20 protein-coding genes and 1 tRNA gene are annotated in these 20,942 nt (G+C 70.5%); 11 read left to right on the forward strand and 10 right to left on the reverse strand.

From position 1 onward, the window contains the following. Positions 1 to 165: 165 nt before the first annotated feature. A complete protein-coding gene (locus CFK38_RS15745) occupies positions 166 to 855 on the forward strand; it encodes a hypothetical protein (RefSeq protein WP_096803926.1) in 690 nt (229 codons plus the stop codon). 3 nt (positions 856 to 858) lie between these two features. On the opposite strand, the gene CFK38_RS15750 is transcribed toward CFK38_RS15745, so the two are convergent. Further along, positions 859 to 1,515: a PH domain-containing protein gene (locus tag CFK38_RS15750; RefSeq protein ID WP_096803927.1), complete on the reverse strand. Its 657-nt coding sequence runs from the start codon at positions 1,513 to 1,515 to the stop codon at positions 859 to 861. Between the two features lie 49 nt (positions 1,516 to 1,564). Between CFK38_RS15750 and CFK38_RS15755 the strand changes: the two genes are divergently transcribed. Continuing rightward, positions 1,565 to 2,191 (forward strand): hypothetical protein, encoded by a 627-nt coding sequence (locus tag CFK38_RS15755; RefSeq protein WP_096803928.1) that lies wholly within the window; start codon positions 1,565 to 1,567, stop codon positions 2,189 to 2,191. A 297-nt stretch (positions 2,192 to 2,488) separates the two neighbouring features. Here CFK38_RS15755 and CFK38_RS15760 read toward each other — a convergent pair whose 3' ends face one another. Next, entirely contained in the window at positions 2,489 to 3,595 is a 1,107-nt protein-coding gene (locus CFK38_RS15760; protein WP_096802321.1) for an IS110 family RNA-guided transposase, read from the reverse strand. A gap of 375 nt (positions 3,596 to 3,970) precedes the next feature. Here CFK38_RS15760 and CFK38_RS15765 point away from each other — a divergent pair, with 375 nt between their 5' ends. The 5 genes from CFK38_RS15765 (at position 3,971) to CFK38_RS15790 (ending at position 9,748) form a co-directional block, all read left to right on the forward strand. Further along, positions 3,971 to 4,606, forward strand: coding sequence for a DUF47 domain-containing protein (locus tag CFK38_RS15765; RefSeq protein WP_096803929.1), 636 nt, complete (start codon positions 3,971 to 3,973; stop codon positions 4,604 to 4,606). Beyond that, positions 4,607 to 5,623, forward strand: a complete 1,017-nt coding sequence (locus CFK38_RS15770) for an inorganic phosphate transporter (RefSeq protein WP_096803930.1) — start codon at positions 4,607 to 4,609, stop codon at positions 5,621 to 5,623. Positions 5,624 to 5,716: 93 nt separating this feature from the next. After that, on the forward strand, positions 5,717 to 6,520 hold the full coding sequence (locus CFK38_RS15775; protein WP_096803931.1) for a hypothetical protein: 804 nt from the start codon (positions 5,717 to 5,719) through the stop codon (positions 6,518 to 6,520). A 109-nt stretch (positions 6,521 to 6,629) separates the two neighbouring features. Continuing rightward, on the forward strand, positions 6,630 to 8,267 hold the full coding sequence (gene pgm, locus CFK38_RS15780; RefSeq protein ID WP_218192375.1) for a phosphoglucomutase (alpha-D-glucose-1,6-bisphosphate-dependent): 1,638 nt from the start codon (positions 6,630 to 6,632) through the stop codon (positions 8,265 to 8,267). Between the two features lie 347 nt (positions 8,268 to 8,614). Beyond that, entirely contained in the window at positions 8,615 to 9,748 is a 1,134-nt protein-coding gene (locus tag CFK38_RS15790) for a hypothetical protein (protein ID WP_157773512.1), read from the forward strand. A gap of 37 nt (positions 9,749 to 9,785) precedes the next feature. On the opposite strand, the gene CFK38_RS15795 is transcribed toward CFK38_RS15790, so the two are convergent. Further along, the gene (locus CFK38_RS15795; protein WP_096803935.1) at positions 9,786 to 10,304 is read right to left on the reverse strand and encodes an arsenate reductase/protein-tyrosine-phosphatase family protein; all 519 of its coding nucleotides are present in this window, start codon (positions 10,302 to 10,304) and stop codon (positions 9,786 to 9,788) included. 156 nt (positions 10,305 to 10,460) lie between these two features. Between CFK38_RS15795 and CFK38_RS15800 the strand changes: the two genes are divergently transcribed. Genes CFK38_RS15800 through CFK38_RS15810 form a run of 3 tightly spaced genes read left to right on the forward strand, consistent with a single transcriptional unit; the run spans position 10,461 to position 12,612 of the window. Next, positions 10,461 to 10,946, forward strand: coding sequence for a GNAT family N-acetyltransferase (locus CFK38_RS15800; RefSeq protein ID WP_096803936.1), 486 nt, complete (start codon positions 10,461 to 10,463; stop codon positions 10,944 to 10,946). A gap of 5 nt (positions 10,947 to 10,951) precedes the next feature. Continuing rightward, positions 10,952 to 12,058 carry an App1 family protein gene (locus CFK38_RS15805; protein ID WP_096803937.1) on the forward strand — a complete coding sequence of 369 codons (1,107 nt, stop codon included), beginning with the start codon at positions 10,952 to 10,954 and terminating at the stop codon, positions 12,056 to 12,058. Then, on the forward strand, positions 12,055 to 12,612 hold the full coding sequence (locus tag CFK38_RS15810; RefSeq protein WP_096803938.1) for a GNAT family N-acetyltransferase: 558 nt from the start codon (positions 12,055 to 12,057) through the stop codon (positions 12,610 to 12,612). Before CFK38_RS15805 ends, CFK38_RS15810 begins: the two co-directional genes overlap by 4 nt. A gap of 136 nt (positions 12,613 to 12,748) precedes the next feature. Here the strand turns inward: CFK38_RS15810 and ppc are convergent, their stop codons facing one another. The 5 genes from ppc to CFK38_RS15835 all read right to left on the reverse strand — a co-directional run bounded on the left by ppc (position 12,749) and on the right by CFK38_RS15835 (position 19,018). Further along, positions 12,749 to 15,577, reverse strand: a complete 2,829-nt coding sequence (ppc, locus tag CFK38_RS15815; protein ID WP_096803939.1) for a phosphoenolpyruvate carboxylase — start codon at positions 15,575 to 15,577, stop codon at positions 12,749 to 12,751. A gap of 143 nt (positions 15,578 to 15,720) precedes the next feature. Continuing rightward, positions 15,721 to 16,518 (reverse strand): ectoine/hydroxyectoine ABC transporter ATP-binding protein EhuA, encoded by a 798-nt coding sequence (gene ehuA / locus CFK38_RS15820; RefSeq protein ID WP_420835785.1) that lies wholly within the window; start codon positions 16,516 to 16,518, stop codon positions 15,721 to 15,723. Next, on the reverse strand, positions 16,511 to 17,170 hold the full coding sequence (gene ehuD / locus CFK38_RS15825) for an ectoine/hydroxyectoine ABC transporter permease subunit EhuD (protein ID WP_096803940.1): 660 nt from the start codon (positions 17,168 to 17,170) through the stop codon (positions 16,511 to 16,513). Before ehuD ends, ehuA begins: the two co-directional genes overlap by 8 nt. Continuing rightward, positions 17,167 to 18,003 carry an ectoine/hydroxyectoine ABC transporter permease subunit EhuC gene (gene ehuC / locus CFK38_RS15830; RefSeq protein ID WP_096803941.1) on the reverse strand — a complete coding sequence of 279 codons (837 nt, stop codon included), beginning with the start codon at positions 18,001 to 18,003 and terminating at the stop codon, positions 17,167 to 17,169. Before ehuC ends, ehuD begins: the two co-directional genes overlap by 4 nt. Positions 18,004 to 18,088: 85 nt before the next feature. Beyond that, complete coding sequence (locus CFK38_RS15835; protein WP_096803942.1) at positions 18,089 to 19,018, reverse strand: transporter substrate-binding domain-containing protein; 930 nt, start codon at positions 19,016 to 19,018, stop codon at positions 18,089 to 18,091. 318 nt (positions 19,019 to 19,336) lie between these two features. Between CFK38_RS15835 and CFK38_RS15840 the strand changes: the two genes are divergently transcribed. Continuing rightward, entirely contained in the window at positions 19,337 to 20,125 is a 789-nt protein-coding gene (locus CFK38_RS15840) for a GntR family transcriptional regulator (RefSeq protein ID WP_096803943.1), read from the forward strand. A gap of 104 nt (positions 20,126 to 20,229) precedes the next feature. On the opposite strand, the gene CFK38_RS15845 is transcribed toward CFK38_RS15840, so the two are convergent. After that, a tRNA-Ser gene (locus tag CFK38_RS15845) sits at positions 20,230 to 20,318 on the reverse strand. A 115-nt stretch (positions 20,319 to 20,433) separates the two neighbouring features. Then, on the reverse strand, positions 20,434 to 20,910 hold the full coding sequence (locus tag CFK38_RS15850) for a peroxiredoxin (RefSeq protein WP_096803944.1): 477 nt from the start codon (positions 20,908 to 20,910) through the stop codon (positions 20,434 to 20,436). Positions 20,911 to 20,942 lie beyond the last annotated feature (32 nt).

Below are 20,942 nucleotides of genomic sequence, written 5' to 3' on the forward strand. Positions count from 1 at the left end.
GCCGTCGGGTCGGCGGCGGGCCGCATCCCGCCCGTCCACTGCGGCGGAACCCGTCCACTGCGACGGGGCGGCGCTGGAGCGACCGGCCCGTTTCTGCCATGCTTCCGGGGACACGCCATCCGGTCGACGTGAGAGTCGGCCGGACCACGCCTTCCAGGGGGATTCATGAGCGAGAGCACGGCCGCGGCCACGGACGAGCAGGTCACGATCTACACCGCGTACGAGATCGATTTCATGCTCGGCCTGCGCGACACGGAGAACGGACGGATCACCCGCGAGCAGATCGGGCTGCGCAGCGCCCCCGAGGAGGCGCACGAGTTCGTCACCGCGGCGGTCACCTCCGGGCTCCGCGCGCGGGGGAAGGTGGAGCGCTCCGAGGACGGCCAGTGGCTGCTCGGCGAGGAAGGCCAGGTCATCGCGACCACGCTGACCGCCGCTGACCGCTGGCTGGGCATCGCCCTGGCCGAGGGCGAGGCGATGCGCATGGCCTTCATCATCAAGGCCCACGAGGCCATCATCATGCTCACGCAGGACGAGCTGGACTCCTTCGTGGTCACCGCGCTGCCCGGTCCGGAGCAGGTGCCCGCCTCGGTCGCCGACATCGTCCTGGCCTTCCTCGAGGGCGGCAACGAGCGCACCGTCTCGCTGCGCCGCACGGACGTCGCCGCCCCGCAGGACGCGGTCCCGCTGATGTTCCATGTGGAGGCGGACGGCAGCTGGAAGTCCGGCCACCTCCCGCTCGACGAGGACGGGGTGCTGAGCGTCACCGACGTCGACGCCGAGTCCGTGACCGAGGCGGCCCGCGTGCTGTGGGAGGACGGAGCCAGCCGTGCTCCGGGCGGCGCCACCGCCTGACGCTCAGACCCGGCGACCCGCGGCCTGCTCCCGTCGGCGCAGCTCGATGCGCAGGGCCCGGATGTCCTCGCCGGAGGGCTGGGAGTAGGTCCAGACGTGCCGGTCGAAGGCGGGCATCACCACCCGGGAGCCGTCGCGCAGCCGCAGAGCTGCGGTGAGCCAGTGCACCGGATGCACCACACGGGACTCCACCCCGACGATGTCGCGCCGCTCGACCCGCCGGGAGCCGAGCGCCCCGACCACATGCAGCGCGTCCTCCGAGATCTCGACCCGGGAGCGGACGGTGCCCAGTGCGACGACGCCGAAGCGGAGGCCGAGCAGCAGCAGGATCACTGCGAGCGCGCCCAGGGCGAGCAGCAGCATCAGCAGCCCGACCCCCGGCGAGCGCCCCTCCTCGAGCGCGGTCAGCAGCAGCACCATCACGATGCCGGCGATCACGGCACCGCCGAGCAGCACCGCGGAGACCGCCGCGCGCAGCGCCGTGTCCCGGGTGGGGGCGGCGGGGAACAGGGCCCGCACCGTGCCGGTCGATCCGCCCTTCGATCCGGGGACGCCGCGCAGCTCGGAGACCATGCGCTCGACCGTGGCGCTGCTGCGGCGGTAATCGGGCAGGGCCGTGCGGGGCCCGGTCTCGGGGCCGATCTGCCGGGGGATCGTCATGGGCCCAGGGTAGTGCGGCGGTCCAGGGACGGCGCGTAGTGTGCGGAGCATGTCCCCGCACGGCTCGTCCGCTCCCCGCTTCCGCCGTCCCGCCCCGCTGTACGCCTCAGTCGCCGAGGCCATCCCGGGCGAGCCGGATCCCGCCGCCTCCTCCGATCTCGCGCACGATTCCGCCCGAGCCCTGCTCGACGGGGTCTTCCACAGCTCGGATGCCGAGGTGGTCGAGCGGGTCGTCGCCCTCGCCGCCGAGGACGGGCTGACGGACCTCGCGGCACTGTGGTCCGGAGCCCCCGCCACCTCCCTGCCGGGTGCGCTGTGGCGGCTGTACGTGCTGCACACCTGGTCGCAGACCAGCGGCGACGACATGGTGCGCCGCTATCGAGCGGGGTCGCGCACCGTGCCCGGGCTGCGCTACCTCTCCGGCTTCGCGGAGCCGCCGGACGTCGACCAGGTCCATCGCTCCATGGACGAGATCCTGCGCGGGGCGTTCACCGGGGATCTCGGCCTGGCGCTGCGGCGCGCCGGTGCGGTGGCCATGATCGTGGCGCACGGCACCGCGCACCTGGCCGACGAGGACGCCGACGACGACCGCACCCTGCAGGCCGAGCGTCTGCTCAGCACCGGTGAGGACCTGACCGCTGCCGGCCGCCATGCGGAGGCGGGACAGCTGGACTGATATGTAGGTGTTTCTGTCAAGGGGGCGGAGTGAAGCGGGGGCATCCACTGGCCGGTGGGTGCCCCCGCTTCGGCGTTCGCGGGGTGCTTCTCGGGTGCCGCGTGTCTGGTCGACGCGTGGTCAGTCTGATATGCGCGGGTCGGGTGCCGCATGACGCTGTTTTCGGTGGGAGGGGCGGAGCTTGTCTGAGCTCGAGCGTGGCCCTGTTGCCGGGGCTGCTCACAGTCCAAGCGCTGGTCTCCTCCTCACGCTGCGTCCCGAGAGGCTCTGGATCGCCCGTGAACGCGGTCTATAGGGTTATTCCTCCATGGTGGCCAGGGACCAGCACCAGCCGGCCAGTTCGCGGGCGATCGCGGTATTCGCGATGGCGTGGCGTTTGCGGCGCGCTTCCAGCACCATCCAGCGGTGATGGAGACGTCGGTTCCCGCGGTCGGCGCGTTCGGCGATCACGGCCGGGACCTTCGCCCAGTCCTGTCGCAGGGTCTTGCCGGGGTAGTAGCCGGGTTTGTGGTGCCAGGCCGACTCGATCAGGAACCGGCGGGCGTGGGAGTTGCCGGTCTTGGTGATCCCGCCCAGAGACCTCGTCTGTCCAGAGGAGTGCTCGGAGGGGACCAGTCCGAGGTAGGCCGCGATCGTCGAGCCGGTGAACCGGTCCCAGTCCCCGATCTCCACCGCCAGACCGAACGCGGTCAGAGTGGAGATCCCTCGCAGGCAGGCCAGGCGGTGGGTGATCTCGGTGAATTCGCTGTCCTCGGCCAGGTTCAAGATCGTTACATCAAGGCGATCGCGGCGGGCGAGAGTGTGGGTGACGGCGTCGTAGGCGTCATCGAACGCGGCCACGGTCCCGGAACCATATTCGGCCAAGTGGTCACGGCGGATGGCCCGCAGCCAGGCGTCATGCTCCCGGCCCCAGGTCGTCTTGCCGGGGAAGACGTGACCGCGGCGCAGCACCAGCTTCCCGAGCCGGTGCCGGGCACTCATCAAGTCGCGGCGGGCATCGTCCCGGGAACGGACCAGATCTCGGGCGGACTCCTCCGCGAGCGTGGGGACCCGCACCGCGACGATGTCATCGTTGCGCGCCAGACGGGCCAGCAGCATCGCATCGCGCCGATCGGTCTTGACTCGCTCACCCGTTGGTCGCAACAGCTTCGACGGGGCCGCGACCTGGACGGAATGTCCAGCATCGAGCAGGAACCGGGCAAGCGTGAAGCCGGTGGGGCCGGCCTCGTAGGTGATCCGCAAGGGACCGTGGCCACGGGCGAGGTCCTCGACGAACTCGCTGATAGCGACCAGATCATTCGGCAGGGACTTCTCGATCACCTCGCCGGTGGAGCAGTCGATCGCAGCGGCATTGACGCTACGGGCATGGACATCCAATCCCAGGCTTGTAGTCTCGGTGAACACCAGGGCCTCCTATGAATGTGTGCACCCCGGCCGCCCATCGACCAGGGTGATCCACGAGTCTTCATAGCGAGGCCCTGGGCCACAAGACCCAGCCGGTAACCCCGCCACCCTCATAGCGTCTGAGGCCCGCAGCGGCCGCGATGAGGCCCGTGCCATGACGTCGCGGTCCCGGCTTGCGTCCACCGTCCCCACGTGTTCTACGATGGGGGCGCGTCGGGCCGCGGTTGCCCCGGGCTCCAACATTTGCCGCTTCGAGCGGCCTTCGCGCCGACAGGCGCATCCCGGTCCGGCGCCCCAGCATCGTGAACCAGTCCGCCCTCGCCCCACCGGCACCAGCGGCGTGAGGCGCCCGGCGGCGCGGGGAGGCGGCCTGAGATGGCGCAGTTCCTCGCCCGGTTCTTCCCCCAGCGCAGCGAGCGTCCCCTGTACGACCTCTTCGCGGAGCTCGCCGAGCTGCTGGTCCAGTCGGCCGACACCCACTCGAAGCTGCTCGGCCACGGCGTGCGCGAGCGCACCCGCCTCGCACCCCGGCTGCACGAGCAGTCGACGGTCGCCGAGGAGCTGTGCCGTCGCATCGCCCAGCGGCTCGCCCACTCCCTGATCACGCCCTACGAGGCGGAGCTGCTCTACGACTTCGCCCTGACCCTCTCCGACACCCTGGACTCCCTGGAGCACACGGCCGAGCTGCTGGTCATCTCCCAGGTGGGTGCCCTGCCCACGGCGCTGCTGGAGGCCGCCGAGGGCATCGAGCGGGCGGCGGAGCTCACCGTCGCGGTCACCTGGCAGCTCTCACGGGTGCGGGATCTGGGCGACCACTACGAGCAGGTCCGCAAGCTCAAGCGGCAGGGCGACCGGCTGGTGCGCCGCGCCCTCGGCGAGCTCTACACGCGCGGCGGCTCGGCACAGGAGCTGCTGCCCCAGCACGATGTCGCCGAATCGATCCGCCAGACCATCACCCTGCAGGAGCGCAGCGCACGGATCGCCGATCTGCTGCGGGTCAAGGACTCCTGAGTGACCCCGACCCTGCTGCTGCTGGTCGTCCTCACGGCACTGGCGATGGCCTACATGAACGGCTTCCACGACGCCTCCAACGCCGTCTCCACCACGATCGCCACCCGGACCCTGCGGGAGTCGACGGCGCTGGCCATGGCCGCGCTGCTGAATCTGCTCGGGGCACTGCTGGGGATGGCCCTGCTCGTGGTCACGGCGGAGTGGGCGGTGCGCCTGCTGGGGATGACCCCCCTCACCGAGGCGACCGCCGACAGTCCCGACCGGCTCGGCCTGGCGCTGCTCGCGATCATGCTCACGACCATCGGCTGGGACCTGCTGACCTGGCGGCTGGGGATGCCGGCCTCCACCTGGCACGCCTTCCTCGGTGCCACCCTCGGCGTCACCCTCGTGATCGGCGCGACCGCGGCCTGGGGGCAGCTCGGGGCCGTCCTCGCCGTCTCCCTGGTGGGTCCGGTGCTGTCGGCGGGGCTCGCCTTCGCCCTGATGCACGGCCTGCTCCGTCTGGGGCGGCACGAGCGGCTGCAGCGCGGTCATCTCCGCTTCGCCCAGACCCTCTCCGCCGGGGCGGTCGCCACCGGGCACGGGATCAACGACTCCCGGCTGCCGTTGGCGGTGGTCGTGGTCGCGGCCACGGCGACCGGCTCCACGCCGATGGGGATGCTGGGGATCATGGTCGCGATCGCGGTCGCGGTGGGTGCCGGCACGCTGGGGGGAGGCCACCGGATCATCCGCACCCTGGGGCGTCGTCTCACCGATCTGACGGTCGCCCAGGGGCTCGCGGCGGAGATCTCCGCGGCGACGACCATGTCGCTGAGCCTGTTCGGGGTCAGCTCCCCCATCTCCACCTCCCATGCCCTCGCCTCCAGCGTGGTCGGGGCGGGCGCCGCCGAGGGCCTGCGCAACGTGCGCTGGCGGGTGGCGCGGAACATCGTGCTGACCTGGCTGGCCACACCGCTGGCCTCGGCCCTCGTCGGCGCCGCCCTGATCGGGGTCGCGCTGGAGTTCACCACCTCCTGAGCGCGGCGGCGCGCGAGGTCCCGACGCGGCTGTCCGGGATCCTCGGAGGAACGGCCACTACGCTGAGGGGATCCGAATCGCGAAGGAGTCCTGATGTCCGACGGTGAGTCCCCGACGCCCGCCCCGCGCAGGCGTCCCAGCTACGGACTGCCGGGGCCGAGCTCCCCCGCTCCCGGCGCCGCACCGTCCTACGGGCACTCGTCCTATGGGGACTCGCCCTACGGCGGCCCGCCCTACGGCGGCCCGCCCTACGGCGCTCCGTCGGACCCCGCCCCCGGCGCGCATCACGGATATGACGCACCCGCCGGCGTCGGTGCGACGTCGTACGGGCCGCAGACGGGACCGCTGCCCGCCTCCGGTGCCCCCGGCCCCGCCCCTCGCCGCCGGCGCGGGCTGCTGCCGCTGATCATCGGTCTGGTGCTGCTGCTCGTGGTCGGTCCCGCCGCGACCATCGGCGGCATCGTGTGGTCCGTGGGCTCCCTCACCGGGGACGCCGCGTCCGGGCCGACGGTGATCGACGGGGCGAGCGGCGAGGTCGACGTCTCCGCGAACGAGATGCTCATCGTGTACGTGCCCCAGGAGGATGCCGCCGGCGCCGAGTGCAGCGCCGAGGGGTCCGAACCCGGCGTGGTGAGCGTGGTGCCCAGCACCTCCTCGGTCACCTTCGGGGACGGTTCCCGGTACGAGCAGAAGATCGGGGTCGCCGTCCTCGAGGACACCACGGTGACGATCTCCTGCACCGGCACCGACGCTCCCGCCTATCTCGGCCCGTACAGCCTGCTCGGGATGGCGGCGCCGCTGCTGATCGGCCCGATCATCGGCCTCGTCTCCGGGCTGATCGGACTGGTCCTCACGATCGTCGGGATCGTGCTGCTGGTGCGCTCGCGCCGGTCCTGAGGCGCGCCTGCACCCGTCGTCTCAGCAGGCAGGCGCAGCTCCGCCTCGAGGTCCCACCCTGACCTAGAGTGTGGGGCAGAACCACGACCCTCGAGGATGGAGCGGCATGATGCACCCCCGTGCAGGCCAGAAGGCGCTGGAGGAGGATCTCGTCGACGTCGACGCGCTCCTCGACGCGTACCACGACAACCATCCGGATCCCGCAGACCCCGACCAGGCCGTCGCCTTCGGCACCTCGGGGCATCGCGGCTCCTCCCTCGATGTGGCCTTCAACGAGGACCACATCGCCGCGACCACGCAGGCGATCGTCGAGTACCGCGCGGCGCAGGGGATCAGAGGGCCGCTGTTCATCGGCCGTGACACCCACGCGCTCTCCCGCCCCGCCTTCGACACGGCGCTCGAGGTGCTGGCCGCCAACGACGTCGCCGCCCAGGTGGATTCGCTGGACGGCTTCACCCCCACCCCGGCGATCTCCCACGCGATCCTGACCCACAACCGGGGCCGGTCGGCGAACAGCCCCGGGCGGGCCGACGGCATCGTGGTCACCCCGAGCCACAACCCTCCCCGTGACGGCGGCTTCAAGTACAACCCGCCCCACGGCGGCCCGGCGGACACCGATGCGACCTCCTGGATCGCGGACCGTGCGAACGAGCTGCTCGCCGCCGGTCTGCGCGGCGTGCGCCGCCACGGCCGGCAGAAGGCGCTGCAGGACGCCGAGCGCTACGACTACCTCCACACCTATGTGCAGGACCTCTCCAGCGTCATCGACATCGAGGCGATCCGCCGGGCCGGGGTGCGCATCGGCGCGGATCCGCTGGGCGGCGCGGCGGTCGACTACTGGGCGGAGATCGGGGAGATGCACGACCTCGATCTCACCGTGGTCAACCCCGAGGTGGACCCCCAATGGTCCTTCATGACCCTGGATCGCGACGGCAAGATCCGCATGGACTGCTCGAGCCCGTGGGCGATGGCCTCGCTGCTCGAGAAGCGCGACGAGTACGACATCGCCACCGGCAACGACGCGGACGCGGACCGCCACGGCATCGTCACCCCCGACGCGGGACTGATGAACCCCAACCATTACCTCGCCACCGCGATCCGCTACCTGTTCGCTCACCGTCCCCACTGGCCCTCGACGGCCAAGGTGGGCAAGACGCTCGTCTCCTCCAGCCTGATCGACCGGGTCGTCAGCTCGCTCGGCCGGGAGCTGTACGAGGTGCCGGTGGGCTTCAAGTGGTTCGTGCCCGGGCTGATCGACTCCTCCGTCGGCTTCGGCGGCGAGGAGAGCGCCGGCGCCTCCTTCCTGCGCCACGACGGCTCGGTGTGGACCACGGACAAGGACGGCATCATCCTCGCGCTGCTGGCCTCGGAGATCCTCGCGGTCACCGGCCGCTCCCCCAGCACGCTGCACGCCGAGCTGGTCGAGGAGTTCGGCACCAGCGCCTATGCCCGCATGGACGCCCCCGCCAGCCGTGAGCAGAAGGCGAAGCTGAAGGCGCTCAGCGCCGATCAGGTCAGCGCGACGCAGCTGGCCGGGGAACCGATCACCTCGGCGATCACCGAGGCGCCTGCCGGGGGCGTGATCGGTGGTCTGAAGGTGTCCACGGAGTCGGCCTGGTTCGCCGCCCGCCCCTCCGGCACCGAGGACATCTACAAGATCTACGCCGAGTCCTTCCAGGGCGAGGAGCATCTGGGACAGGTGCAGGACGCCGCGAAAGCCCTCGTGGACGAGGTCCTCGCCGACTGACCCCACGACCACCCGGACGCCGGATCCTGTGAAACGGGATCCGGCGTCCGCATGCCCGGCGGCAGGTCGCGAAGAACTGCATATGCACAGGTCGCTCGTAAAGCTTCGGTCAAATCAGGGTCAACATAACGTCCGTCACGTCAGCGTGGCGCCCTGCACAGCGCCCTTGCGCGGTCGATTACCCGGGTGAAACATGGGGTCGAAAGTAAAGTTTCCGTAGGGTATTGTGCTTCGTCGGACCCACGGGAGACACCGCCGACCGCAGCCGTCGAGCTCGCGACCAGGAGAGGGGGATCACGCCTATGCGTCTGCGCGCGCGCCTGTGCACGTATTCAGCAGCCATCGTCGTGACGGTTCCCTTCCTGGCGGCCCCCGCCATTGCCGAGATCCCCGGCAGCGATGCCGTGCCGTCCTCGCAGTCCACCTCGGACGATGCCCACGGCGGCGACGAGGCGGCGGGCAGGACGCCGTCCGCCGACTCCGGGAGCGATGCCGATCCCGTGCCCCGCTTGCTGCAGACGGCCCCCGCGCAGAACTGCGACGACGAGGGCGAGAACGGGGACAAGGACGAGGTCGAGAGCAGCGCACCGACGGAGAACTCGGAGCAGCCGACCGACGATCCCGCGGCCGAGCCGACCGAGCCGACCGAGCCGACCGAGCCGACCGAGCCGACCGAGCCGACCGAGCCGACCGAGCCGACCGTACAGCCCAGCACCGACCCCACGACCGAGCCCGCCGAGGTGCCGCCACAGCCTGCTCTCAGGCCAGAAGTCAGCGTCTCCCCCACGACCGACGCCGAGCAAGATCCGTCTCCGTCGGCCTCACCTGACGAGACGGACGAGGAGCCCCCGACCGAGGAGGATCAGACCGAGGAGCCCGTTCCCGAGGAGACCCCGGACGAGACCGGGACCTCGGATCCCGCCCCGCCGCCTCCGAGCCCGGAGGCTCCCACCACCGAGGATCCCGAGCCCCCCACCGAGGCTCCCGAGCCCTCCGCTGAGCCGGAGTCCACGACCGCCGTGCCCGAGCCCACTGAGCCGGAGCCCACGACCGCCGTGCCCGAGCCCACTGAGCCCGAGCCCGCTGAGCCCGAGCCGACCGACCCTCAGCCGGCGGAGACCGAGCAGGCGGAACCGGTGGTGCCGCCGGAGACGACTCCCCCGACCCCGGAGGAGCTCCCTGCGGATCCCCCCTCCGCTCCGGAGGAGACCATCGCGGTGACCTCCACCAGCGCTGACGAGAGCAGCGAGGCCGGGGCCGCCGTGGAGGAGGAGCAGGACCCGCCCACGAGCCCTCCTCAGACCACGGCGACGACAGCGGAGAGCGGACCGGTGGTGCGCCTGTTCGACGCGATCTCCGAGAACGCCGACTCGACCGCCGGTCAGATGCGCCAGGTCATCCTGATCGTGCTGGGGATCGGCTTCCTCACCGCGGCCGGCTTCGTCGGCGCCACCGTGCTCAGCCGGCGCGGACCCCGCTGAGCGGACCGGCTCGGCACGGGGCGCACGGCGCCGCAGATCAGCGTTCGGCGAGCATCTCCTGCGCCCGGGCGATGATGCCGGGAACGCTCAGCCGCATCTGGAGGATCGTCCTGTCGAAGGCTCCCTGACCCTCGTACCAGGGGTCCTCGACCGAGATCTCCGTCGGCAGCGCCTCGGGCGGGATACCGGGCTCGAAGCGCCGCCACATCCGGATCTCCGGGACGGAGGCCCCCGGCGGAGCCTGCTCCGCCGTCCGGCGCATCCGCTGGGCATGATCGGCGGACATCGGCAGCACCAGGTCCCACGCCAGCAGCTCGGTGAGGTGGATGGTGCGTGCCACGTGCTCGAAGGGTCGGGCGTAGCCGGCATGCTCGAGGGCGAGCTCGGTGCGATCGTCCATAGGCATCCCCTCCGCCTCCCAGCTGGTGCCGGCCGAGCCCACCTCGATGCTCTCCGTCAGGCCCGCCTCCTCGACGGCGACGCGCAGCATCACGGCGGCGGCCGGGGAACGGCACACGTTGCCGGTGCAGACGGTCAGCAGACGAAGGGGCTCCATGGCCCCATTGTGCCAAGGTCCGCAGGAGGGGAGCGCCGAACTGCTCGGGAACGTACACTGGGGGCTGACTGCATGCGGTGCCTGCGGCAACGCGGAAGCAAGACCGCCCGGGCTTGATCGCCCGTGACCACGCAACGACGGCTCAGGAGGACACCCATGGCCGAAATCATCCGCGCCCACGACGACGACTGGTCGCTCGTGCGCGAGATCCGTCTCCGGTCCCTCAGCACGGACCCTGCCGCCTTCGGGCAGAGCTGGGACACGGAATCCACCTATGAGGACTCCGTCTGGGAGGAGCGGGTGCAGGATGCCGCCTGGTTCCTGGCCATCGACGACGGGCAGCCGGTCGCTGTCGTCGCCGCACGTCACGAACAGGACTCGCCCGCCAACGAGCGTGAGCTCCAGGCCATGTGGGTCACGCCGAAATCCCGCCACTCCGGGATCGCCGGCAAACTCGCCGAAGCGGTCTTCACCTGGGCCGGCGAGGACGGCGCCGACACCGTCACGCTGTACGTCGGCCCGGAGAACGAGGGCGCCCGCGCGCTCTACGAGGCACTGGGCTTCTCCGACACGGGCGACCGCTGGGAGATCGTCGAGGACGATCCCGACGGCGCCTGGCTGAAGATGGCCCGCGGCATCTGAGACCGGTGGGCATCTCCTCCGGTCTCACCTCCGCCCGCGGTGCGCTGCGTGCCGTCGCCTCGCGCTCCCAGACCGACCGGCCGCACTGGGCGGCGCGGATCGAGGACGTCAAGAATGCGGTGATGGGCCGTGCTCTGCGCCGGCTCCACTGGGATCTGCGCCTGCAGCCGTTCCACGGCTTCGGCTCGGGTGCCCGGGTCCGGGTGCTGGCGAAGGTGCTCTACGCCTCCCCCGGCACCCCCGCGGACTTCCACGACCAGCCGGTCCATGACATGCGCACGATGGCGGTGCGCGGATGGCGGAACTTCGCCGGCCAGGTCGCACCGCACCGCACCGTCCACGTGCTGCTCGGCGAGCAGCAGTTCACCGTCCGCGCCGACCGGTCCGGCATCGTCGACGCGGATCTCGAGGTGGCTCTTCCCGCGGGGCACCACGAGGCGGTGCTGTGGACCGCCCCCGGCAACGAGGTGACCGCGGCCATCACCGTGGTCCCGGACGAGGCCGAGGTGGGCCTGGTCAGCGACATCGATGACACCGTGATGGTGACCTGGCTGCCGCGCCCCCTGCTCGCCTTCTGGAACGCCTTCGTGGTCCATCAGTCCTCGCGCCAGGTGGTGCCCGGCATGCCGATGCTCTACCAGCGTCTGGCGCGCGAGCATCCCACGATGCCCGTCTTCTACCTCTCCACCGGGGCCTGGAACGTCTTCCCCGTGCTCGAGCGCTTCCTCTACCGCAACGGGTATCCCGACGGTCCGCTGCTGCTGACCGACTGGGGGCCCACCAACACCGGGTTCTTCCGCTCCGGTCCCGACCACAAGCACCGGGCCCTCGCCCGGCTCACGGCGGAGTTCCCGATGATGCGCTGGATCCTGGTCGGCGACGACGGCCAGCACGACCCCTCGATCTATGCGGAGTTCTCCCGGCGCCATCCGGACCAGGTCGACTCCGTGCTCATCCGCCAGCTCACCGAGCCCGAGCAGCTGCTCGCCCACGGCTCCCGGCGACCGCGCGAGCACGCCGCCCCCCTCCCCGCGACCCCGCTCACCCTGGAGGCGTCCGACGGCCACGGACTGCTCACCGAGCTGCAGCGCGCCGGGAAGATCTCCTCGTGACCGCTTCGCGGACCTTCGGGACCCGGCACGGCACCGAGTTCACGCTGCGTCCGGCGACCGCTGGGGATGTGCCCGAGCTCGTGGATCTGGTGCAGGCGGCCTATCGGGGCGAGGGCGGCTGGACCACGGAGGTGCATCTCGTGGACGGGCATCGCACCGATGCCGGCGAGGTCCACGCCATGCTCGCCGATCCCCGGGTCACGCTGCTGGTGGCGGAGCTCGGCGATGATCTGGCCGGCTGCTGCTACACGCGCCGCGAGCCCGCGGACCCGCACGGGAGAGACCGGGCGGAGCTCGGCCTGTTCGCGGTGCGCCCCGCGGTCCAGTCCCGCGGGCTCGGCGGGCGGCTGCTCGAGGCCCAGGCCGAGCTGCTGCGGGCCGCCGGCGTGGGCGTGCTGATGATCCAGGTGCTGCAGGGTCGGCCGGAGCTGCAGGACTGGTACCGGCGCCACGGCTTCGCCGCCGTCGGCACGGCGGTGCCCTTCGCGGGCAACCCGGACTGGCTCAAGGTCGCCGGTCTCGGCATGGACGTCATGGAGCGCCCGCTGCGCTGACCGGGGCCACGCCTCCCCCACCGACGCCACCGAGTCGTAGGTTCAGTGCCCCATGGTGCTCCCTGAGGGAATGAACCTACGACTCGATGACCTGCTGCGCGTCGACCTGCGGCGCGTCACCGCGGGCGGGCGCGGATCAGCCGGTGTTCTTCAGCCCCGCGGCGACGCCGTTGATGGTGGTCAGCAGCGCGCGCTGCAGCTCGGGCGAGAGCTCCTCGCCCCGCTCCGTGGCGGCCCGGGCCCGCTGCAGCATCGCGACCTGCATGTAGGAGATCGGATCCAGGTAGCGGTCGCGCACCGCCAGGGTGCGCTTGAGGATCGGCTGGTTGTCCAGCAGGCCCAGCACGCCGGTGAGCCGCTCGATCTCCGCGACCGAGAGCTCGTACTCCTCCCGGATCCGGTCGAAGAGGTACCACAGCCGCTCCGGCACCAGCGAGTGCACGTAGTGGGCGGCGATCTGCATGTCCGTCTTCGCCAGCGTCATCTCGACATTGCTGATCACGGTGCGGAAGAAGTGCCAGTTGCGGTACATCTCGTGCAGGTCGGGCTCGAGCCCGGCCTCCCGCGCGGCCTTCAGCCCGGAGCCGGCGCCGAACCAGCCGGGCACGATCTGCCGCGACTGGGTCCAGCCGAACACCCACGGGATCGCCCGCAGGCCGTCCAGGCCCTTCTCCGAGGTGGCCCGCTTCGAGGGTCGCGAGCCGATGTTCAGATCGCCGAGCTGCTCCACCGGGGTGGCGGAGACGAAGTACTCCGGCAGGTTTTCGTCGTCGACCAGCGTGCGGTAGCGGGCGAAGGACGCATCGGAGACCGACTGCATGACCTCGCCGAAGCGGTCGAGGGTCTGCGCCGGGGTGCGGGGCGAGGTGTGCAGCGCCGAGCCCTCGAGCACCGCGGCCAGCGACAGGTCCAGGTTCTCCCGGGCCAGCGAGGGCAGCATGTACTTGTCGGAGATGACCTCGCCCTGCTCGGTGAACTTGATCTCGCCCTCGAGCACGCCGTACGGCTGGGCCAGGATCGCGTCGTAGGTGGGACCGCCGCCGCGGCCGACGGAACCGCCGCGACCGTGGAACAGCCGCAGGGTCACCCCGTGGCGGGCCGCCGCATCGCGCAGCGAGCGCTGCGCCTGGTGGATCTCCCACTGGCTGGTGATCACGCCGGCGTCCTTGTTGCCGTCGGAGTAGCCGAGCATGACCTCCTGGCGGTCGCCGCGCAGGCGCACGATCTTCCGGTAGGAGGGGTCGCTCAGCAGCTCGTCGAGGATCTCACCGGCGTGGCGCAGCTCCGAGACCTCCTCGAGCAGCGGCACGAAGCCGATATCGGCCCGGTGGTCCTCGCTGCCGGCGATGCTGATCAGCCCCGCCTCGCGGGCCAGCAGCGCGGCCGCGAGGACGTCGTCGGCGCCGTGGGTCATCGAGATGATGTAGGTCTCGATGGCGGAGGTGCCGTAGAGGCGGTGCGCGTCGCGGATCTCCCGGAACACGTTGTAGGTGATGCGGGTGGCGTCATCGAGGATCGACTCGTCCTCGGTGATCGCGGACCCCACCAGCGGCCGACGGCTGCCGAGCTCGCGGCCCAGCACCACGGTGCGCTCGGAGCGGCTGAGCTCCGTGTAGTGACGATCCAGCTCGCCCACCCGGTCGAACAGGCGGGCCAGCACCTCGTGATGCTTCTCGGAGTGCTCGCGCACGTCGAGGGTGGCGAGGTTGAGACCGGAGGCGGCGAGCACCTGCTGGGCGACGGCGAGGGCGCCGTCGGCGACGCGCTCTCCCCCGTGTCGGCGCAGCGCCCCGCGCAGCACCCGGAAATCGTCCTGGAGCTCGGCGCTGTCGCGGTAGTCGCGGCCGTGGACATGGCCGTCCCCGGAACGGATGCGCTCCTGGGTGGCGCGCAGCTTGGACCGCATCGCTCCCAGCTTGAGGCGGTAGGGCTCCTGGCGGTACAGCTCCTGCTGGACCGGGTCGACCTCGGTCCCGTGGGAGAGGTCCTCGCGCAGGCTCTCCAGCAGCTGCTCGTCCTCGCCGGTCAGCTCGCTGGAGACCGAGAGCTCGAGGATCAGATCGGAGATCACCTCGACGGCGAAGTCGATCGCCGTCTCGGCCTGCAGCTCCAGCACCTCGCGGGTGACCTGGGCGGTGACGAAGGGATTGCCGTCACGGTCGCCGCCGATCCACGAGCCGAAGCGCAGCGGCACCTGGTCGTCGCGCATGTCCGCGCCGTGCTCGTTCAGCTCCTCGCGCAGGTCGTCGAGCATCTCCGGCATGGTCTGGCGGAAGATCTCCCGCAGGTAGTAGAGGGCGTTGCGCGCCTCGTCCTGCGGGGTGGGACGGTGACGGCGCAGCTCATCGGTCTGCCACAGCGTCTCGATGAGCTCGGCGAGGTCGCGGTCCTGGCGCCGCCGCTCGACACTGCCGTCCTCGGTCTCGTCGCCGAGGATGTCCGAGATGCGGCGCAGCTTGGTCAGCACGGCCCGGCGGGAGGCCTCGGTGGGGTGCGCGGTGAAGACCAGGCGCACGTCGAGCGAGTCCACGGCCTGCTGCAGGCCGTCGGCGCCGAGCTCCTCATGGATGGCGCGCACGGTGCGCGGCACCCAGGACTCCGTCGAGGGCCGCTCGTCCAGCGCCCGCACCCGGTAGACCTGCTCCGCGGCGTTGGCCAGCAGGAAGTACTGCGAGAACGCACGGGTCAGCGTGGTGGCCTGCTCGATGGGCAGAGCGGCCAGACGGTTCTGGACGTCGAGGGCACTGGCCTCGGACTCGGAGGACTTCGCCTCCTTGGTGAGTTTGCGGACCTGCTCGACGAGGTCGAGCATCTCCTGACCGTGCTGGTCGGCGAGGGCGCCGCCCAGCAGGGTCGACAGGCGGCGAACGGTGGCTCGCAGGGGGGCGTCGATATGGGGGTCGTCGCCGATGACGGGGAACTCGCTCGTCAACGTGGGGACGGCGATGGCGTCGGGATCTGGCACAGGGCCTCCTGGGGTCGGCACACCGGGCAGCGGCCGCCGACAGCACTCAGGGCGACCGCATCGGCGCGGAACGAACGGGGACAGACTACAGCGGGGGCCGCCGCCGCATCCGTCGGTGACAGTCGGCGGACAGCCTCACGCCGTCACAGCACAGCGCGCAGGAAGTCCTGGGTGCGCTGGTTCTCCGGCTCGCTGAAGATCTTGTCCGGCAGGCCCTCCTCGATGACGGAGCCCTCGTCGAACATCATCACGCGGTCGGAGACGTCCCGGGCGAACTGCATCTCGTGGGTCACGATCAGCATGGAGATGTCGGTCTCGGCGGCGATGTCCTTGAGCACCGCGAGCACCTCGCCCACCAGCTCCGGGTCCAGGGCCGAGGTGACCTCGTCCAGCAGCAGGATCTCCGGGTCCATGGCCAGGGCCCGCGCGATCGCGATGCGCTGCTGCTGGCCGCCGGAGAGCTCGTTGGGACGGGCATCCTTCTTCCACGCCATGCCCACCTTGTCCAGCAGGGCCTCGGCCTTGGCCTCCGCCTCGGCCTTCTTCAACCCCATCACGTTGACCGGGGCCTCGACGATGTTCTCCATCACCGTCATGTTCGGGAACAGGTTGAAGTGCTGGAAGACCATGCCGATGTCGGTGGTGGTGCGGCGGCGGCGCTTGTCCGGGATCCGCACGCGCTTGCCGCCCTGCTCCTGGTACTGCAGCGGCGTCCCACCGATGTGGATGAAGCCGCCGGTGAGCTCCTCGAGCGTCATCACCAGGCGCAGGATGGTCGTCTTGCCCGAGCCCGAGGGCCCGATCAGGGTGACGCGCTCACCCTTGGTGACCGTGAAGTTCAGGTCGTCCAGCACAGTGTTGTCGCCGAACTTCTTGACCACGTCGCGGAACTCGATGTGGGGCACGTCGGTCGTATCGGAAGGGGCTGTGTTCTCAGGCAAGTTTCTTCTCCAGTCGTCGGATCAGGAGGGAGGTGGGGTAGCTGGCGGCCAGGAAGATCAGTCCCGCCAGGGTGATCGCCTCGGTGTACCGGAAGTTGTGCGCGCCGTAGTTCTGTGCGACCCGCACGAGCTCGGGGATGTAGATCACGACGAAGAACGGGGTCTCCTTGAACATGGAGATCGCGTAGTTGCCCAGCGCCGGCAGGGTGTTGCGGATCGCCTGCGGGACGACCACCGCCCGCCAGGTCCGCACCCGCGGCAGGGAGAGGGCCGTGGCCGCCTCCCACTGCCCGACGGGCACCGAATCGATGCCGGCGCGGTACACCTCTGCCATGTAGGTCGTGTAGTGGATGCCCAGCACCCAGATGCCGATCGCGAGCGTCGAGTCGACGTACGGCGACAGCACGAGGTTCGCGAACACCAGCTGGACCACCAGCGGGGTCATCCGGATGAACTCGACCACCCAGGTGACCGGGGCGTTGATGATCGCCGGCGAGCTGCGCCGGACGATCGCGACGACCAGGCCCAGCACCAGGGCGATGAGGGTGCCCAGGACGGTGGCCAGGACGGTGATCTTGAAGCCGTCGAGAAGCAGCGAGGGCAGGACCGCCGCAGCGTGGTCCCAATCCCACCAGGAGTTCGTCGGGGTCATGCCAGACCACCTTCTCCCGCGGTGCCCGCCTTGACGGCGGCCCGTTCACGGACGACGCGCGCCGTGCGCCCGCCTCCGGGGGTGCTGCCGGGTGCTCTGAAGAGCGAGCGCCACGATTCTTTCAGGGCCGGTCCGCGGCCGATCTGGTGCTTGGCCCGGATCTCCAGACCGTTCATGAGGATCACGATGAGCCAGGCGATCAGGTAGTAGGCCAGCAGGGCGAAGGAGTAGGCGAACCAGGTACCGGTCCGGTCACGCAGCTGCTCGACCTGGAAGAAGAGGTCGTACAGCGTCACCGTGCCGACGATGGCGCTGCCCTTGAGCAGCTGGATCCAGAGGTTCGACAGCGACGGGAGCATCAGGGCCCAGGCCTGGGGGATCACGATGCGGAACATGCCCCGGGCCGGGCTCAGGCTGAGCGCGCTGATCGCCTCGTACTGCCCCGTGGGCACCGAGCCGATCGAACCGCGCACGACCTCCGCCGCATAGGCCCCGTAGTTCAGACCCAGGGCGAGCACGCCGACCAGCAGCGGATCGAGCTGGAAGCCCATGGGGTACGGCAGCTGTGGGAGCACGAACGCCAGCCAGAACAGCTGGACCACGAGCGAGGTGCCGCGGAAGAACTCCACGAACACCCTCGCCACGCCGCGCACGAGCACGTTCTTCGCGAGCAGCGCGAGGCCGAAGACGAACGCGATCACCAGCGCGAGTGCGGCGCCGAGCACGCTGGCCAGGAGCGTGATGAAGACGCCGTCGAGGATCATCGGCATCCGGTCCAGCACCAGCTGGAGGTTCGGGCCGAGATCCTGGATGAAGCCGATCACTCCGTCCATCGGGGAATCACCTCTCGGTCGACGAACGGCCCGGCACGGCCCGCGAGGGCTCGTGCCGGGACGACGTCATCGATGGAGCACGGGGTCACTGCAGGGCGGAGAGGTCACCGGAGCAGAGGATCTCGGTGGTCATCTCCTCGGGCGGCAGCTCCTCCTTGGTGAAGCCGAAGTCCCCGACGATCGAGAGGTAGCGCTCGGGATCGGCGATGATCTCGTCGAGCTTCTCGTTGTAGGCGTCCAGCAGGGAGGTGTCCTCCTTGCGGAACACGGTGGCGCCGGCGCCGAACTGCTTGACGCCGTTGATGTTCGCCACGAAGCTCTCGGTCACCTCGACGCCGTCGACGGTGTTGTCCGCCAGCCAGTTCAGCGAGATGGCGGTGAGCGCGAAGGCAGCGGCGTTGCCGGCCTTGAGCGCGTCCACGCCGTCCTGGGGACCGCCGACCTCGATGCTGTCCAGCCCGAGGTCCTCCGCGTAGCTGGACTCGATCGCACCGGACATGGTGGCCACGGTCAGCCCGGAGTCCTCGAAGGAGTGCATGTCCTTCAGCCCCTTCGGGTTGCCCTCGGGGACCATCAGAGCGGTCGTGTACTGGAACTCGGGGTGGCTGAAGGCGGCCTGGGCACAGCGGTCCGGCAGGATCGACATGCCGGCGCTGACCGCGTCGAACTGGCCCGCGTTCAGGCCCGGGATCAGCGAACCCCAGTCGGTGAGCTTGCCCTCGACGGTGTCGATGCCGAGCTCGCCGAAGATCTCGCGGTGCATGGCGACGGTCGCGCCCTTGAGCTCGCCGCCGTCCTCGAAGCTGTAGGGGGCCTCACCGGCGAAGCCGACGGTGATCTTCCCGGCGTCCTGGAGCTGGCTCAGGAGGTTGCCCCCGCCACCGCCGTCGCTGCTGTCGCTGCCACCGGTGTCACCGCCTCCGGTGCTGGTGCGGCTGCAGGCGGCGAGGCCGCCCAGTGCGGCGGCCGACAGGACGAGACCGCTCCCTCGGATGAAGCTGCGGCGGTTCTGCATGTCAATGCTCCTTGGCTGTGTCTCGTGGTCTGCAGTATCGACGATGTCCTGAGACCATACAGGTGTCGGACAATCCGGCGATCTGCGGATCGGATCACCGCCCACGCTAATCCCACTGTCGGGCGGCCGCCCGACGCCGACAGTTTTCGTCATGGGATCGTGATCCACCGGAATCTGCCTCTGCCGCCTGCGAACACGCAGTCCGGACCGGCGGGATGTGACGGCGATGACGTCCTCCGGCGGCTCGCCCCGACACGCCGGGGACGGATGATTAGATGACGCCCCGCGCGCTCTTCGCGCACCAGCCAGGAGGAATCCATGCGCCCTCGTCCCGAGACGGTCCAGCTGCCGATGATGCAGCCGATCCGTCGACCCTCGATCATCGATCAGGCCGAGCTCGAACTGCGCAATGCGATCTATTTCGGTGATCTCCGCCCCGGCGACACGATCCCCGAGGTCCAGGTCTCCAAGCAGATGGGCATCTCCCGCTCGTCCCTGCGTGAGGCCTGCCAGCGCCTGGTCCGCGACGGTCTGCTCACGCAGATCCCTGGGCGCGGCCTGTTCGTGACCAGGATGGATGCCGGGACGATGTCGGACTTCATCGACTACCGCCTGGGCATCGAGATGCAGGCCGCCTCGATCGTGGCCGATCGGATCTCTGCGCTCCGCGCCGCCGACGACGACGCGGCCGCCGACGAGCTGCTGGCGCCGCTGCGGGACGCCCTGGAGCGGACCCGTCGGGCCCTCGCGGCCGAGGAGGTGATCGAGGCCGGCAATGCGGACCTCGATCTTCATCAGCTGCTCGCCGAGGTCGCCCGGAACCCCTTCCTGATCTCCGCCATGAGCACGATCGTGATCCTCACCCGGATGGGGAGCTTCTCGGATCCGCTCGGATTCGGCGTCCGCGCCGACATCACCGCCGCGCACCAGAGGCTGCTGGACGCCCTGTCCGCGGGCGACGCCTCGCGGGCCCGCGCGGTGCTGCGCGAGACGCTGCAGGAGCTCGCCGCCCGGCTGCGCAGCGGAGAGCACACGCAGCAGGTGGTGCGGGATCCCGATCTGCTGGAGTCCGACGGGCCGGAGTGGACGGCGCTGAACGAGCAGTAGCGAGCCGGGCGTGGCTCCGCCGCTCGGACCAAGGACGCCGCTCGGACCAGGGACGACGAAAGGCCCCTCCCGCGGTATCACCGCAGGATGGGCCTTGCTGTCGGCGGAGACGAGAGGATTTGAACCTCCGAGGCGATTTTGGTCGCCTACTCCCTTAGCAGGGGAGCGCATTCGGCCGCTCTGCCACGTCTCCTGGCGCCGCACTGGAGCGCGGCACGCCGAGCCAGCATACGGGAGCGGGCGGAGTGCTCCAAAGCGAGAGCACGCAGATCACGTCACATGTGCGGCGAGGCCCTCCGCCGCCGGCCTCACAGGCCGAGCTTCTCCTGCAGCAGCGCGATGTGCTTCGGGGTGCCGACGCGGTACTTCACGAACGTCAGCACGCCCTCGGCGTCGATCGCGAAGGTCGAGCGGATCGTGCCCTGGACCAGCTTCCCGTACATGTTCTTCTCGCCCCAGGCGCCGTACGCCTCCATCACCTGGTGGGACTCGTCCGAGGCGAGGGTGAACGGCAGGCCCTGCTCGGCGATGAAGCGATCCAGCTCCGCCACGGGATCCGGTGAGATCCCGATCACCCGATAGCCGGCGTCGAGGAACAGCTGATGGTTGTCGCGCAGGTCACAGGCCTGCGTGGTGCACAGCGAGGTGTTCGCCGCCGGGTAGAACCACAGCAGGGCCGGGGCGCCGGCCAGCGCGGCGAGATCCACCCTGCCGCCACCGGCGGTGGGCAGGTCGAGGGCGGGGGCGGCATCCCCGACGGCGAGCTTCACGGGTGCGGGCGACATGGGTCTCCTGAGGGCGAGAGGGTGTGCCGCCA

The organism is Brachybacterium vulturis, assembly GCF_002407185.1.
Classification (GTDB): domain Bacteria; phylum Actinomycetota; class Actinomycetes; order Actinomycetales; family Dermabacteraceae; genus Brachybacterium; species Brachybacterium vulturis.